This window comes from Pseudomonas sp. EL_65y_Pfl1_R83, from assembly GCF_963970695.1.
GTDB lineage: Bacteria > Pseudomonadota > Gammaproteobacteria > Pseudomonadales > Pseudomonadaceae > Aquipseudomonas > Aquipseudomonas tritici.
The window spans coordinates 72,032-85,584 of the sequence record NZ_CAXAQI010000002.1 but is presented as its reverse complement, the minus strand read 5'-3'; the positions used below and the strand labels follow the sequence as shown (position 1 = coordinate 85,584).

14 protein-coding genes and 1 tRNA gene are annotated in these 13,553 nt (G+C 58.1%); 9 read left to right on the top strand and 6 right to left on the bottom strand.

What is annotated here, in order from left to right; all coding sequences use genetic code 11:
• Positions 1-3 precede the first annotated feature (3 nt).
• Positions 4-1,347, top strand: coding sequence for an aminodeoxychorismate synthase component I (pabB, locus tag AACY08_RS02635; RefSeq protein ID WP_339418839.1), 1,344 nt, complete (start codon positions 4-6; stop codon positions 1,345-1,347).
• Positions 1,348-1,417: 70 nt separating this feature from the next.
• Here pabB and thrH read toward each other — a convergent pair whose 3' ends face one another.
• Positions 1,418-2,035 carry a bifunctional phosphoserine phosphatase/homoserine phosphotransferase ThrH gene (gene thrH / locus AACY08_RS02630; RefSeq protein ID WP_339436457.1) on the bottom strand — a complete coding sequence of 206 codons (618 nt, stop codon included), beginning with the start codon at positions 2,033-2,035 and terminating at the stop codon, positions 1,418-1,420.
• A gap of 153 nt (positions 2,036-2,188) precedes the next feature.
• Between thrH and AACY08_RS02625 the strand changes: the two genes are divergently transcribed.
• The 3 genes from AACY08_RS02625 (at position 2,189) to AACY08_RS02615 (ending at position 5,568) form a co-directional block, all read left to right on the top strand.
• On the top strand, positions 2,189-2,923 hold the full coding sequence (locus AACY08_RS02625; protein WP_339436458.1) for a phosphoadenylyl-sulfate reductase: 735 nt from the start codon (positions 2,189-2,191) through the stop codon (positions 2,921-2,923).
• Between the two features lie 376 nt (positions 2,924-3,299).
• Entirely contained in the window at positions 3,300-4,826 is a 1,527-nt protein-coding gene (locus tag AACY08_RS02620; RefSeq protein WP_339467854.1) for an NCS1 family nucleobase:cation symporter-1, read from the top strand.
• 13 nt (positions 4,827-4,839) lie between these two features.
• On the top strand, positions 4,840-5,568 hold the full coding sequence (locus tag AACY08_RS02615; RefSeq protein WP_339467852.1) for an aspartate/glutamate racemase family protein: 729 nt from the start codon (positions 4,840-4,842) through the stop codon (positions 5,566-5,568).
• A gap of 104 nt (positions 5,569-5,672) precedes the next feature.
• Here AACY08_RS02615 and AACY08_RS02610 read toward each other — a convergent pair whose 3' ends face one another.
• A complete protein-coding gene (locus AACY08_RS02610; protein WP_339467850.1) occupies positions 5,673-6,596 on the bottom strand; it encodes a LysR family transcriptional regulator in 924 nt (307 codons plus the stop codon).
• A gap of 125 nt (positions 6,597-6,721) precedes the next feature.
• On the opposite strand from AACY08_RS02610, the gene AACY08_RS02605 reads away from it, so the two are divergent.
• Positions 6,722-7,468, top strand: coding sequence for a 3-oxoacyl-ACP reductase family protein (locus AACY08_RS02605; protein ID WP_339467848.1), 747 nt, complete (start codon positions 6,722-6,724; stop codon positions 7,466-7,468).
• A gap of 52 nt (positions 7,469-7,520) precedes the next feature.
• On the opposite strand, the gene AACY08_RS02600 is transcribed toward AACY08_RS02605, so the two are convergent.
• Positions 7,521-8,210 carry an HAD-IA family hydrolase gene (locus AACY08_RS02600; protein ID WP_339467846.1) on the bottom strand — a complete coding sequence of 230 codons (690 nt, stop codon included), beginning with the start codon at positions 8,208-8,210 and terminating at the stop codon, positions 7,521-7,523.
• A gap of 108 nt (positions 8,211-8,318) precedes the next feature.
• On the opposite strand from AACY08_RS02600, the gene AACY08_RS02595 reads away from it, so the two are divergent.
• Both AACY08_RS02595 and AACY08_RS02590 read left to right on the top strand, forming a co-directional pair.
• Positions 8,319-8,684 carry a DUF2784 domain-containing protein gene (locus tag AACY08_RS02595; protein ID WP_339467844.1) on the top strand — a complete coding sequence of 122 codons (366 nt, stop codon included), beginning with the start codon at positions 8,319-8,321 and terminating at the stop codon, positions 8,682-8,684.
• A gap of 54 nt (positions 8,685-8,738) precedes the next feature.
• On the top strand, positions 8,739-9,317 hold the full coding sequence (locus AACY08_RS02590) for a DUF4337 domain-containing protein (protein WP_339467842.1): 579 nt from the start codon (positions 8,739-8,741) through the stop codon (positions 9,315-9,317).
• Positions 9,318-9,447: 130 nt separating this feature from the next.
• On the opposite strand, the gene AACY08_RS02585 is transcribed toward AACY08_RS02590, so the two are convergent.
• A complete protein-coding gene (locus AACY08_RS02585) occupies positions 9,448-9,816 on the bottom strand; it encodes a hypothetical protein (RefSeq protein WP_339467839.1) in 369 nt (122 codons plus the stop codon).
• A gap of 454 nt (positions 9,817-10,270) precedes the next feature.
• Here AACY08_RS02585 and AACY08_RS02580 point away from each other — a divergent pair, with 454 nt between their 5' ends.
• Positions 10,271-10,606, top strand: coding sequence for a hypothetical protein (locus AACY08_RS02580; protein WP_339418854.1), 336 nt, complete (start codon positions 10,271-10,273; stop codon positions 10,604-10,606).
• Between the two features lie 89 nt (positions 10,607-10,695).
• Here the strand turns inward: AACY08_RS02580 and AACY08_RS02575 are convergent, their stop codons facing one another.
• The gene (locus AACY08_RS02575) at positions 10,696-11,760 is read right to left on the bottom strand and encodes a 2,3-butanediol dehydrogenase (protein WP_339468286.1); all 1,065 of its coding nucleotides are present in this window, start codon (positions 11,758-11,760) and stop codon (positions 10,696-10,698) included.
• Between the two features lie 504 nt (positions 11,761-12,264).
• Positions 12,265-12,354 (bottom strand) — tRNA-Ser (locus AACY08_RS02570).
• A 336-nt stretch (positions 12,355-12,690) separates the two neighbouring features.
• On the opposite strand from AACY08_RS02570, the gene AACY08_RS02565 reads away from it, so the two are divergent.
• A complete protein-coding gene (locus AACY08_RS02565; RefSeq protein ID WP_339418856.1) occupies positions 12,691-13,383 on the top strand; it encodes a crotonase/enoyl-CoA hydratase family protein in 693 nt (230 codons plus the stop codon).
• Positions 13,384-13,553 lie beyond the last annotated feature (170 nt).

Here is a 13,553-nt window from a genome sequence, read left to right as displayed (position 1 = left end):
CTCATGTCGACCTGTTCCGTACACCCGCTGCCCTACCGGGCCAACCCCGCGGAGTATTTCGCGGTCATTCGCCACGCGCCTGGTGCCGTGCTGCTGGACAGCGGCCGGCCAGCGGCTGAACGCGGGCGGTATGACCTTCTCAGCGCTTGGCCGCAAGCGACGCTGACGGTATCGCCTGACGAAAGCGGTGGCGATTTCCTGCAACGGTTGCGGGAAAATCTCACGCAGCTGGGTGAGGCGGATTTGCCTGTCGGGTATGAGCTGCCATTTGCCGGAGGCCTGATCGGCTACCTGAGCTATGACTTTGGTCGGCACCTTGAGCAGATGCCACACCTTGCAACAGACGACCTGCACCTGCCGGATGCGCGCTTTGGGCTGTATGCCTGGGCGCTGATCAGCGATCACCACACGCAGACCAGCCAGTTGGTGTTTCATCCGGCACTGGCCGACAGCGAGCAGCAACGGTTGATTGCGCTATTCAGCACTGGCGCTATCGACGCGCCCGCATCCTTCAAACTTCAAGGCCCCATGGCCCCGGACCTCACCGCCGAGGCTTACCGCCAGGCCATCGCGCGCATCCAGGATTACATTCAGGCCGGCGACTGTTACCAGGTCAACTTTGCTCAACGCTTCCGTGCACCGTGCATTGGCGATCCATGGGTCGCCTACTGCGCATTGCGTAAAGCCTGCCCGACACCGTTCTCCGGGTTCCAAAGCCTGCCGGACGACGGCGCGGTACTGAGCCTGTCGCCAGAGCGCTTCGTGCACATCAGCAAGCGTCGCGTCGAAACCCGCCCCATCAAAGGCACCCGCCCCCGTGGCCTGACGCCCGAAGAAGACGCTGCCAACGCTGCCGAACTGCTGGCCAGCCCCAAGGACCGCGCCGAAAACCTGATGATCGTCGACCTGCTGCGCAACGACCTCGGCCGTACCTGCCGCACCGGCTCGGTGAGCGTGCCGGAGCTGTTCAGCCTGGAAAGCTACCCTAACGTCCACCATCTGGTGAGCAGCGTTATCGGCGAGTTGGCCGACGACAAAGACGCTCTCGACCTGATCGCGGGCAGCTTTCCCGGAGGCTCCATCACCGGCGCACCGAAGATCCGTGCGATGCAGATCATCGACGAGCTGGAGCCTACTCGACGCGGGCTGTACTGCGGTTCTTTGGTGTATCTGGATGTTAGGGGGGAAATGGACAGCTCCATCGCCATCCGTAGCTTGCTGGTCAAGGAGGGGCAGGTCTGCTGCTGGGGCGGCGGCGGGATTGTGGCGGACTCGCAATGGGAGGCGGAGTATCAGGAGTCGCTGACGAAGGTGCGGGTGTTGTTACACACTTTGGAAGGCTTGTAGCGTCAGCGCCCCCGAGTTCAAGGTGGGAGCTGGCTTGCCTGCGAAGAGGCCACCAGCCGCGCCGAAGGACTTACAGACTCAACGGGCGATTCGACGCCTTGATGAACTCGTTCTTCAGGTCCTCAAACGTATGCACCGCCGGGAACTGCGGGAACTCGCGGATCACATTCTCCGGTGCATGGAACAGAATCCCACGGTCGGCTTCGCCCAGCATGGTGGTGTCGTTGTAGGAATCGCCGGCGGCGATCACGCGGTAGTACAGGCTCTTGAAAGCCAATACCGACTGGCGCTTGGGGTCTTTCTGACGCAATTGATAACTCACCACGCGGTCAGTTTCGTCGGTGATCAGACGGTGGCAGAGCAGGGTCGGGAAACCCAGTTGGCGCATCAGCGGCTGGGAGAATTCGTAGAAAGTGTCTGACAGGATCACCACCTGAAAGCGCTCACGCAGCCAGTTGACGAACTCGATAGCGCCGTCCAGCGGCTTTAGGGTGGCGATCACTTCCTGGATGTCGGCGAGCTTGAGCCCGTGTTCATCGAGGATGCGCAGGCGTTGCTTCATCAGCACGTCGTAGTCGGGAATGTCCCGGGTGGTGGCCCGCAGGGATTCAATACCGGTTTTTTCGGCGAAGGCGATCCAGATTTCCGGAACCAGTACCCCTTCCAGGTCAAGGCAGGCAATTTCCACAAGACACTCCCATTTAGATGTTGTTGATTGAGCGGGCAAAAGGACTGCCGAACTCTAGCGACTCACGCTCGCCGCCGCAACGCAGGGCGGATTTTGATACCATCACTCCCCTATAGAGCGCTCAGCGCCACTGACCTGTAGGAAACCGTCCTGATGAACCAAGCCTTCGACGTCGTTGAACTCGCCGCGACTTACGCCAACAAGTCTGCGCAGGACATTCTCAAGCTGGCGTTCAGCCAGTTCGGTGATGACCTGTGGATTTCCTTCAGCGGCGCCGAGGACGTGGTGCTGGTAGACATGGCCTGGAAGCTGAACAAGAACGTCAAAGTGTTCAGCCTCGACACCGGCCGCCTGCACCCGCAGACCTACCGGTTTATCGAGCAGGTGCGCGACTTCTACAAGATCGACATCGAGTTGATCTCACCAGACCAGCGCAAGCTGGAGCCCTTCGTCAAAGAGAAGGGCCTGTTCAGCTTTTACAAGGACGGCCATGGCGAATGCTGCGGCGTGCGCAAGATCGAGCCGCTGCGCCGCAAACTTTCCGGCGTAAATGCCTGGGCCACCGGCCAGCGCCGCGACCAGAGCCCGGGTACACGGAGCCAGGTGGCTGCACTGGAAATCGACACGGCGTTCTCTACGCCTGAGCGCACTTTGTACAAGTTCAACCCGCTGGCGCAGATGACCAGTGAGGAAGTCTGGGGTTACATCCGCATGCTGGAGCTGCCGTATAACAGCTTGCATGAGCGTGGTTTCATCAGCATTGGTTGCGAACCTTGCACGCGTCCGGTGTTGCCGAACCAGCATGAACGCGAGGGGCGTTGGTGGTGGGAAGAGGCTACACAGAAGGAATGTGGGTTGCATGCGGGGAACATCATCAGTAAGGCCTAAGTCCTTAGCGCCCACATTTGTTTTGTGTTGACCTCTAGAATGTACACATAGATGTAACCATCGGTGCCATTTATGTGTGCAATCCTCCTCGATGCGCACCATAACGTAACACCTCTACTCGCCCTCTGTTTTCCGTCGTGATCTATCCCTCTCCCATAGAAAAATAAATAGCTGTTCAAACGGTCAATTTATATCGCTTTTAATTCAGCGAGTTATTTATAAAATCTACAAAAAGGAAATTATCCGTCGTTTTCATAGATCGAAAACTGGCACGTATGTGGCTTAAGGTGAAATACGCTTTGTATACAATAAATACAAAATCTACATACACTTTGCCATCTGCGGCCCGGCTGCTGATGTGCCGGAGCCTGCCGGAATGCGTACTAGCCTCTCGAATGACATCGCACTGGATCTGCCCTCCTCCCTGAACCCCGAGGCGACACGTCCGGGCCCGCTGGTACTCAGCCCGCGCCTACATAACAAGGACCTGGCGCCCACCAAGGTCGAAGGCCGGCGTTGGGGGCGCTACAGCATCTTTGCGTTATGGACCAACGACGTACACAACATCGCCAACTACTCGTTCGCCATTGGCTTGTATGCATTGGGCCTGGGCGGCTGGCAGATCTTGTTGTCCCTCGGCATCGGTGCGGCGCTGGTGTACTTCTTCATGAACTTGTCGGGCTATATGGGGCAGAAGACCGGCGTACCGTTTCCGGTGATCAGCCGCATCAGTTTCGGCATTCATGGCGCACAGATTCCGGCGTTGATCCGCGCGGTGATTGCGATTGCCTGGTTCGGTATCCAGACCTACCTTGCCTCGGTGGTTTTCCGCGTGTTGCTGACAGCCATTCATCCAGGCTTCGCCGACTACGACCACAACTCCATCCTCGGTCTGTCCTCCCTCGGCTGGGCCTGTTTTGTGGCGATCTGGCTGTTGCAACTGGTGATCCTGGCCTACGGCATGGAAATGGTGCGCCGCTATGAAGGCTTCGCCGGGCCGGTGATTCTGCTGACGGTAGCCTCGTTGGCCGGTTGGATGTACTTCCAGGTCGGCGGCAATATAGCCTGGTCGATCCGTGAACCGCTGAGTGGTGGCGAGATGTGGCGCAATATCTTTGCCGGCGGCGCGCTGTGGCTGTCAATCTACGGCACGTTGATTCTCAACTTCTGCGACTTCGCCCGCTCTTCGCCGTGCCGCAAGACCATTCAGGTCGGCAACTTCTGGGGCTTGCCGGTGAATATTCTGGTGTTCGCTGCGATCACGGTGCTGCTGTGCGGCGGGCAGTTCCAGCTCAATGGCCGGGTGATCGAAAGCCCGACCGAGATCATCGCAGCCATCCCTAATACCGTGTTTCTGGTTCTGGGCTGCCTGGCGTTCCTGATCGTCACCGTGGCGGTGAACATCATGGCCAACTTTGTCGCGCCCGCCTTTGTGCTGAGCAACCTGGCGCCCAAGTACCTGAACTTCCGTCGCGCCGGGTTGATCAGCGCCACCGTGGCCGTATTGATCCTGCCGTGGAACCTCTACAACAGCCCGCTGGTGATCGTGTATTTCCTGTCTGGCCTGGGCGCACTGCTGGGGCCGTTGTACGGGGTGATCATGGTCGATTACTGGTTGATCCGTAAAACCCAGGTGGACGTACCACAGTTGTATAGCGAAGACCCCCGTGGTGTTTATTACTACAGCCGCGGAGTCAATTTACGTGCAGTGGCGGCATTTGTTCCTGCGGCAGTGATCGCCATTCTCCTGGCCCTGCTGCCCGGTTTCGCCAGCGTCTCACCGTTTTCCTGGATGTTTGGCGCCGGTATTGCAGCGCTGCTGTATGGGCTGATCGCCAAGCGCCAGCCGTTCTACGCCGATGTCAGCGGCGAAAGCATTGCAGTCGATAACGTCAGTCACTAATCAAGGACATTCCATGCGTATCCTAGTGGTCAACGTCAACACCACCGAATCCATCACTGAAACCATCGCCCAGCAGGCACGGGCTGTGGCCGCGCCGGGCACCGAGATTGTCGGGCTCACGCCCTACTTCGGCGCGGAGTCGGTAGAGGGCAATTTTGAAAGCTACCTGGCGGCCCTCGCGGTGATGGACCGGGTGATGGCCTACGACCAGCCGTTCGACGCGGTGATCCAGGCCGGCTACGGCGAACACGGTCGCGAAGGTTTGCAAGAATTGCTCAACGTGCCGGTGGTGGACATCACCGAAGCCGCCGCCAGCACCGCGATGTTCCTGGGCCATGCGTACTCAGTGGTGACCACCCTGGACCGCACTGTGCCGCTGATCGAAGACCGCCTGAAACTCGCCGGCCTGTACCAGCGTTGCGCCTCGGTGCGGGCCAGTGGCATGGCGGTGCTGGAGCTGGAAGAAGACCCGTTGGCGGCGATGGAGGCTATCGTGCGTCAGGCCGAACTGGCCATCCGCGAGGACAAAGCTGAGGTGATCTGCCTGGGGTGTGGTGGCATGGCCGGGCTGGATGAGCAGATTCGCCAGCGCACCGGGGTGCCGGTGGTGGATGGCGTGACGGCGGCGGTGACCATTGCTGAGTCCTTGGTACGGTTGCGGTTGTCGACGTCGAAGATCAGGACGTATGCGACGCCGCGGCCGAAGAAAATCATTGGCTGGCCGGGCATGTTCGGCCGGTAGACCGAGGTGTGGCCATCGCAGGCAAGCCAGCTCCCACATTGGAATGCGATCATCTGTGGGAGCCGGGCTTGCCCGCGATGGCCGCGCCTCGGTCCACAGTTTGATCAGATGGCACTAAATCGCTGGCTCAGTTGCTGCTCGGCAAACTGCTCGATGATGAAATCCACAAACGCCCGGGTCTTGCCGGGCAGCAGTTTGTGTTCGGCGTAGTAAATGGAGATGTTGCCATCGTCGACATACCAGTCGGGCAATACCCGCACCACGGCGCTACTGTCGAGGAACGGCACAGCCATCGGCATGCTCACCAAGGCAATGCCCAGGCCTTGGCCGCTGGCGCAGCAGGCGGCTTCGGAGTCACTCATGGTCATACTTGGCTTGAGCATCAACGGGCGTTGCTCTCTTTCAATACTGGTCAACTGCCAGGAACGGATGCGACCGGTTTGTGGTGAGCGGATCAGGATGCCCGTGCAACGCGCCAAGTCTTCAGGCGTGTCTACCGGCGGGCGTTGCGCCAGGTAATCCGGTGAGGCCACCAACACGCGGTGCGCGGGCGTGAGCTTACGGGCCACGACGCCCTGGGGCAGCTCAAAACCACCGCCGATGGCTGCGTCAAAGCCTTGGCCGATCAGGCCGACCTGGCGGTTATCGAAATGCCAGTCCGGGCTGATGTCCGGAAAGCGCCGCATGAACGCTCCCAGCAGTGGCACCACATACCGATTGCCGAACACCGGGCCCATGCTGACCTTGAGCGTCCCCACCGGCCGCCCTTCGGCACTGGCCAGGTTGGCCACGGCGTTCTGAATGGTGGTGAGGCTGCCGCTCACTTCTTCGAGAAAGAGCTTGCCGGCTTCGGTCAACGTCAGGCGCCGGGTGCTGCGTTGGAACAAGCGCACACCGAGACGCGCCTCCAGCTTGGCAACGCTTTTTCCTACCGCTGCCGGGGTCAGGCTAAGGTGCCGCGCCGCCTCGGCAAAGCTGCCCCCTTCGGCGCTGCGCACAAAGCATTCGATACTGCCAAAGCTTTCCATGCCACTTACTCTAAACTTTTGGTTTACACAGACTATAGCAATCACGGTCTACCGACGGGGGCGGGTGAGGTCGATACTCGGTTCCAACAACAAGGCATTCCGCCTTGAACAGTTAGGAGATCGACATGACCACACAAGACCTCAGCGGTAAAGTCGCCTTGATTCAAGGCGGTTCCCGCGGCATCGGCGCCGCCATCGTCAAGCGCCTCGCAGCACAGGGCGCAGCGGTTGCCTTTACCTACGTCAGCTCAGCCACCAAGGCCGAAGCGTTGCAGAACAGCGTGATCAGCGAAGGCGGCAAAGCCCTGGCGATTCATGCCGACAGCGCCGATGCCGGCGCGATCCGCAACGCAGTCAACGCTACAGTCGAAGCTTTTGGGCGCCTGGATATCCTGGTGAACAACGCCGGCGTGCTGGCCATTGCGCCGCTGGAAGATTTCAAGCTGGAAGATTTTGACCAGACCCTGGCCATCAACGTACGCAGTGTGTTTATCGCGACCCAGGAAGCAGCCAAGCACATGGGTGAAGGTGGCCGGGTGATCAACATTGGCAGCACCAATGCCGAGCGCATGCCGTTTGGTGGTGGTGGCCCCTATGCAATGAGCAAGGCGGCGCTGGTCGGCTTGACCAAAGGTTTGGCGCGGGATCTGGGGCCTCGCGGGATTACCATCAATAACGTGCAGCCTGGGCCGGTAGATACTGATATGAACCCGGCGAACAGTGATTTTGCCGAGAGTCTGATTGGGTTGATGGCGGTGGGTCGGTATGGGCATGTCGAGGAGATTGCCAGCTTTGTGGCCTACCTTGCAGGGCCGGAGGCTGGGTACATCACCGGTGCAAGTTTGACTATCGATGGTGGCTTCAGCGCATAACAAATGTGGGAGCAGGCAAGCCAGCTCCCACATTTTTTTGACCGCGTTTTGGTCAGGAGAGCGGCGGCAGGCCGTAGGCGGCCAGGTCGAAATCCGCGAGTTTGCGGATGATCTGGTCGGCGTGGTGGTATTTGCTGTCGGCCATGGCTTCATCCGGCACGGCGATGGCGGTCATGTGGGCAGCCTTCGCGGCGGTCACGCCGAAGGGCGAATCTTCGAATACCAGGCAATCCTGGGGCGCAACGCCCAGGCGGCGGGCGGCGGTGAGGAAAATGTCTGGCGCAGGTTTGGCGGCGCCGACTTCCGGGTCGTCAGCGGTGACGATGGTGTCGAACAGGGCAAACCATTCGCGGTGCAACGTGGTCTTGTGACCAAACGAATTGCGCGACGAACTGGTGCCCACAGCAATCGGAATATTGTGCGCTTTCAGGTGCCGCACCAATGCTTCGGCGCCGGGCATGCCCAACGCCTTGGGGAAGCGCTCGCTCATCAGCGGTTCACGGATCTTGAGAAACTCGGCCGGTGTGATAGGCAAATCCAGCGCCTTGACCACGTAGTCGGCCAAATCCTGAGCGCCACGCCCGATGATGTGCTGCTTAATGCTCCAGTCATAGGTACGGTCGTAGCGTTCGGCGATGATCTGCGTGACTTCGGTGTAGATGCCTTCGGTGTCCAGCAACAACCCGTCCATGTCGAAAATCACGGCCTTGATCGGACCGACTGCGGTATGCGGTGCATTCATCACTACAGAACCCTGGAGGAAGGACTAAAAGGATTCAGCACAATAACGGCCACGCTTGTCAGCTAGCAACCCTTTAGACTATCCACCTCCCCTTTCGAAGTGTCCGCGATGCTCTACCGCCTAGCCGCCGACAGCCTGGTGCTGTTCCACCTGACTTTCATCCTGTTTGTACTGTTTGGCGGCCTGCTCGCGCTTAAGTGGCGTAGTGTGATGTGGTTGCACTTGCCTGCTGCTGTATGGGGCGTGGCCGTCGAGGTGTTTCACCTGCCTTGCCCATTAACCCGTTGGGAAAACCTGTTTCGTCATCTCGCCGGGCAGGACGGTTATGGCAGTGGGTTCATCGAGCATTACATCCTCATACTCATCTACCCCGCCGGGCTGACCCCACAGATCCAATTGGGCTTAGGCGCGCTGGTGCTGATGATTAATATCGCGGTGTATGCGCGGTTGATCCGGCGTTACGTACAGGCTTGAGACAGCTTCGCTGGTGAAGAATCAGACTCCCTCATTCCCTTCATAGACGCCGCCATGTCCGAAGCCTTCGAAGTCCCCAGCCCCCACGAAAAACACGTCGAACACACCACCGAACATGCCCACGGCCGCGGGGACAATTTCGCCAGTCGTATCGCCGTGATGACCGCCCTCATGGCCACCCTCGGCGCCATGCTCAGCTACCAGGCCGGCTCCACGGAAAGCGAAGCGGCGATGGACAAAAACAACGCCGCCATTTTCAAGACCGAAGCCGCCAACCAGTGGAATTACTACCAGGCCAAATCCAGCCGACAAAACCTCGCGGAACTCGCCACGCACATTCCAGGTGTGGACGCGGTGCATTACAAGGAAGAGATCGAGCGCTACAAGGGCCAGAAGGAAGACGTGCGCAAGCAGGCCGAAAAGCTTGAAGCCACGTCAACGCAGTGGGATGAGAAGTCGGAGCAGGCGCTGCACCAGCATCATCGCTGGGCACAGGCGATGACGGCGATACAGATCGCGATTTCGTTGGCGGCGATTACCTTGCTGACGCGTAAGGAATGGCTTAAACGCCTGTCGTATACGGCCGGTGGCGTAGCCGTGGTGCTGGGCAGCCTGGCGTGGCTGCATATCTGACATAGCGCAGGCCAAAGGTAGGAGCTGGCTTACCTGCGATGACGGACCATCACTCAACATCATCGTTGACTGTCACACCGTAATCGCAGTCTGGCCAACTACCAGATCTACTGACTTGCGCTGAACTGAATCAGGCCCGATTCGCCGCTCTGCTGTGGTGGAAGTACAAGTAAGCCAGCCCAACTGGCGCAATGAAAATAGCCATGCTCCAGCAGATCGCCATGGTGAACACCTTGACGATCAGCATCAGAATCGCATTCACGAAGAACACGTTGTTGCCAAAGATGTAATCCATGATGCTTTCGTAAACGAAGCGTGCGTAGGGGTAAAGCACGCTGTTGACCACGCAATAAAACAGAGCACCCATTGTGAACACTCCGGTTTTCGAGTGGGTAAGCGCGGTATAGATCAGCACGGGAAAAATCAGCCCGAACAGAAAATTGCGAATGTAGTACTGGGCAGAAAGCCCGCCGAATGTCTTGCGAAGCACCGGATGCATTTAGATCCCTCTGAATGGCGTGTTGGAAAGGCGGCGACCTTAGCAAGTCCTGGAATTCATGACCAGCATTTGTAATGCCCTTTGCCATCACACCGCGATAGCGTAAAACCTCAAACAAATCCGTCCCGTTTATCCATCTATCTACAAGGAAGTACTCGTGCGGGCGCCGGGGGAAACCATTGTTATCGACAACGTACTGCTGATGGGTGCGGCTGGAAACCTTCCGGGCTGACGTCTTCGGAGTGGCCCTGGTTGCTGGGTGCCATTGGGTTGGTTGCTGGACTGGTGAACTGCAGCCTCGCGCTCTATCTGGTTCTCCTGACTGTTTTTCCGATTACATGCAGGTATCGGAACATGAAATCTTCAGGCAATTGATTTCAATATGTTGCCCGAGCAACTAGAGTAGCGCCCCCTCGAGAATTGGATCTCGATATTTAGTCCATGGAGTTACACAGTGAAGTACGTCAGTAAAGCAGTTGCCGCAGCCGTTCTTGGTCTCGCCCTCGCAGGTTGCACCGGCACCGCTATCAAATCCCCGCAATACGACAGCAGCCAATACACTGTGCTGGGTCACAGCGAAGCCAGCGCCACTGGCATCATGCTGTTCGGCGTCATCCCAATCGGCCAGAACAGCCGTTTCGTTCGCGCCCAGGATGCTGCCATCAAGGCAAAAGGCGGCGATGCGCTGATCAACACTCAGATCCAGGAAAAATGGTTTTGGGCCTGGGTGCTGAGCGGTTACACCACCAAGATTTCGGGTGATGTGGTCAAGTTGAAAGCTGCGAAATAAAGCAGTACGCATAAAAAAACACCGGGCATTGCCCGGTGTTTTGGTTTTTTGAATGTGGATTTAATGCATCACGCCCCCCATCACTCGTTTCAGACTCGAGCGGGTGACACGATGATTTTCACATTGTGCTCCTTGTTGTTGACCAGCTCCTCGAAGCCCTGACCCACGATCTGTTCCAACTGAATGCGCCCAGTCACCAGCGGTGTGATGTCCAGCCGTCCATCCGCGATAAAAGCGATCACGTCAGCGAACTCGCCGTTGTAGGCCAGTGCACCCAGTACCTGCTTTTCCGTGGCCACCAACTCGAAAAAGTTGAACTCGCTGGGCTCCTCGAAAATCCCCACCAGTACGCACTTGCCGGCCTTGCGGATCAAATCGATCGCGAGCTTGGCCGTGTGTTTGTTACCGATGCATTCGAAACTGACATCCGCCCCGAGCCCACCCGTCAGGCGTCGTACCTCAGCCATAACGTCGCATTGATTGGGATCGAGCACATGCGTCGCCCCCACTTCCAGGGCCTTGGCCTTGCGGGATCCGGACATTTCCAGAGCGATCACCTGAGCCGCACCGGCCGCTTTGGCGCACATGATGGTGCACAGGCCAATGGTGCCGGCACCGACCACCACCACGTGTTGCCCGAGTAGGCTTCCGGCTTTTTTCACCGCGTGCATGCCCACTGCCAGCGGCTCGATCAGTGCCCCCGCTTCGGCCGGAAAGTTCGCCGGCAACTTGTACAGCAGGTTGGCTGGCACATTGACCAGTTCGGCGAAGGCACCATTGTTCATCAACCCAGTGAACGCCAGATTCTCGCAAATGTTGTACAGCCCGTGGGTGCAGTAGTAGCACGTGCCGCAATGTTGGCACGCATCGGCCGCCACCGGTTCGCCGACACTGAAGCCCTGCACACCGTCACCGAGTTCGACGATCTCGCCACAAAACTCATGACCGAGAATGCATTGGCCCTTAATCCCGGTCAGCGGGTGCGGAGCGTCAACCGGTATGAACACCGGCCCCGCCACGTACTCATGCAAATCGGACCCGCAAATTCCGCACCATTGCACACGGATCTGCACCCAACCAGCAGGCGGCGAAATCGGCAGCGGAACATCCTCGACACGAATATCATTGCGGCCGTGCCAGACAGCGGCACGCATGCTGCGTTGCGGTTTGATCGAAAGGGTCATCGCGACATCTCCTTGAGACGGTTGATCCTGGCGCCCCGCAACCGTCCGCCGGCAGAGGCCTCAGTGCTATTGCACAGCGGCCAAAACCAGTCGATTGAGCGAGACATAGGGCACTTCTTTTTATTATTGGTTGACCAGTCGGGCTGGGTACTGGAGGCAGAGCAAGGCCGGTGCCAGATCCGCAAAAACACCTGGGCAACCCTTTTTTAGAGCGGCGGGATGGGTACTCAAGAATGGCGAGGATCGAGTTCAGGTGAGACGCTGCAGGTCAGACCAGATTAGGTAGACACGAGACGGTGAGACGTTGCGTCTCAGCGCTAGGCGCGAGGAATGAAGCAAGTAGGGATCAATGAAGACGGCCATACCAGCAGCCTGTGTTCCCATGGATATTCCCATATGGGCCTTTTTTGACCTTCTGAAAACACAAAACCCCTGAAAACTTTTACGTTTTCAGGGGTTTTGTCGTTTCAAATTTGGCGGTGAAGGAGAGATTCGAACTCTCGATACAATTTCTTGTATACACACTTTCCAGGCGTGCTCCTTAAGCCACTCGGACACTTCACCGTATCTCGTCAAACCAGTTCAGTCTGTCGAGGCGCGCTAATGTAGTCGAAAGCCTTTCTGATGGCAAAGGTTTTTTTCAGAATTTTCATGCGGTTAGCCGGTTATGCCTGGACGCATCCGGCGAGGGGTGGTGATTGTGCCATTCTCAGGCATCAGCGGCGCGCGTCTGGGGCAGTCATTGAGCCCTGCCCCAGGCATTCCAGCCGCCTGTGTGCGGGAAAAGTCTGACTGGCCAGTCAGTCACAGCGCTTTACCGGCGCGGGCGTGGTGGGTAACGTCTGCGCATGCACGTCTATTAACAAGCCTTCTATAACAAATCCTACAAGGAACCGCGTGATGAGTGAGTTGATTGCCTACCACCTCGAAGACGGTATCGCGACCCTGACCTTGAGCAACGGCAAGGTGAATGCCATTTCTCCTGCTGTGGTCAGTGCCTTTAATGAAGCGCTGGACCAGGCGGAGAAGGACCGGGCGGTAGTGGTGATCACCGGCACGCCGGGGATTCTGTCGGGTGGTTATGATTTGAAGGTGATGACTGCCGGCCCTAAAGAAGCAATCGGCCTGGTGACGTCGGGTTCGACGTTGGCGCGTCGTCTGTTGTCGCACCCGTTTCCGGTTATTGTGGCGTGCCCTGGGCATGCGGTGGCCAAGGGCGCGTTTTTGCTGTTGTCGGCGGATTATCGGATTGGGGTAGAAGGCCCGTTCAGCATTGGCCTGAACGAGGTCGCGATTGGCATGACCATGCACCACGCGGGTATCGAGTTGGCGCGGGATCGGCTACGCAAGTCGGCGTTTCACCGTTCGGTGATCAATGCCGAGATGTTCGACCCACAGGGTGCACTGCAAGCTGGCTTCCTCGATAAGGTGGTCGCACCGGAGGAGTTGCAGGCAGCGGCGCTGGAAGCAGCGCGTCAGTTGAAGAAGCTTAATATGAACGCCCACAAGCACACCAAGTTGAAGGTGCGCAAGGAACTGCTGGAGGCCTTGGACGATGCAATCATCCACGACCAAGGGCATATCCTGAGCTAAACCCCTACATCTGATACGCCAGAGCCCGACCTTGAGTCGGGCTTTTTCTTAGACTTCAAACCGAACGATCTTCAGCCCCTCTAGCCTGCCAGTGTCGGCAGATGTTGAAACATGCACTAAAACATCGGCTATCTCCTACCTATACCGGGGTAATTGCCGAATCCAGTGCA

Bases quoted from the DNA above. Each gene is read 5' to 3' on its own strand.
- AACY08_RS02610 (WP_339467850.1), bottom strand. From the start codon at position 6,596: ATGGAAAGCTTTGGCAGTATCGAATGCTTTGTGCGCAGCGCCGAAGGG.
- AACY08_RS02605 (WP_339467848.1), top strand. From the start codon at position 6,722: ATGACCACACAAGACCTCAGCGGTAAAGTCGCCTTGATTCAAGGCGGT.
- AACY08_RS02600 (WP_339467846.1), bottom strand. From the start codon at position 8,210: ATGAATGCACCGCATACCGCAGTCGGTCCGATCAAGGCCGTGATTTTC.
- AACY08_RS02575 (WP_339468286.1), bottom strand. From the start codon at position 11,760: ATGCGTGCCGCTGTCTGGCACGGCCGCAATGATATTCGTGTCGAGGAT.
- AACY08_RS02590 (WP_339467842.1), top strand. From the start codon at position 8,739: ATGTCCGAAGCCTTCGAAGTCCCCAGCCCCCACGAAAAACACGTCGAA.
- AACY08_RS02620 (WP_339467854.1), top strand. From the start codon at position 3,300: ATGCGTACTAGCCTCTCGAATGACATCGCACTGGATCTGCCCTCCTCC.
- pabB (WP_339418839.1), top strand. From the start codon at position 4: ATGTCGACCTGTTCCGTACACCCGCTGCCCTACCGGGCCAACCCCGCG.
- AACY08_RS02615 (WP_339467852.1), top strand. From the start codon at position 4,840: ATGCGTATCCTAGTGGTCAACGTCAACACCACCGAATCCATCACTGAA.
- AACY08_RS02625 (WP_339436458.1), top strand. From the start codon at position 2,189: ATGAACCAAGCCTTCGACGTCGTTGAACTCGCCGCGACTTACGCCAAC.
- AACY08_RS02585 (WP_339467839.1), bottom strand. From the start codon at position 9,816: ATGCATCCGGTGCTTCGCAAGACATTCGGCGGGCTTTCTGCCCAGTAC.
- AACY08_RS02595 (WP_339467844.1), top strand. From the start codon at position 8,319: ATGCTCTACCGCCTAGCCGCCGACAGCCTGGTGCTGTTCCACCTGACT.
- AACY08_RS02565 (WP_339418856.1), top strand. From the start codon at position 12,691: ATGAGTGAGTTGATTGCCTACCACCTCGAAGACGGTATCGCGACCCTG.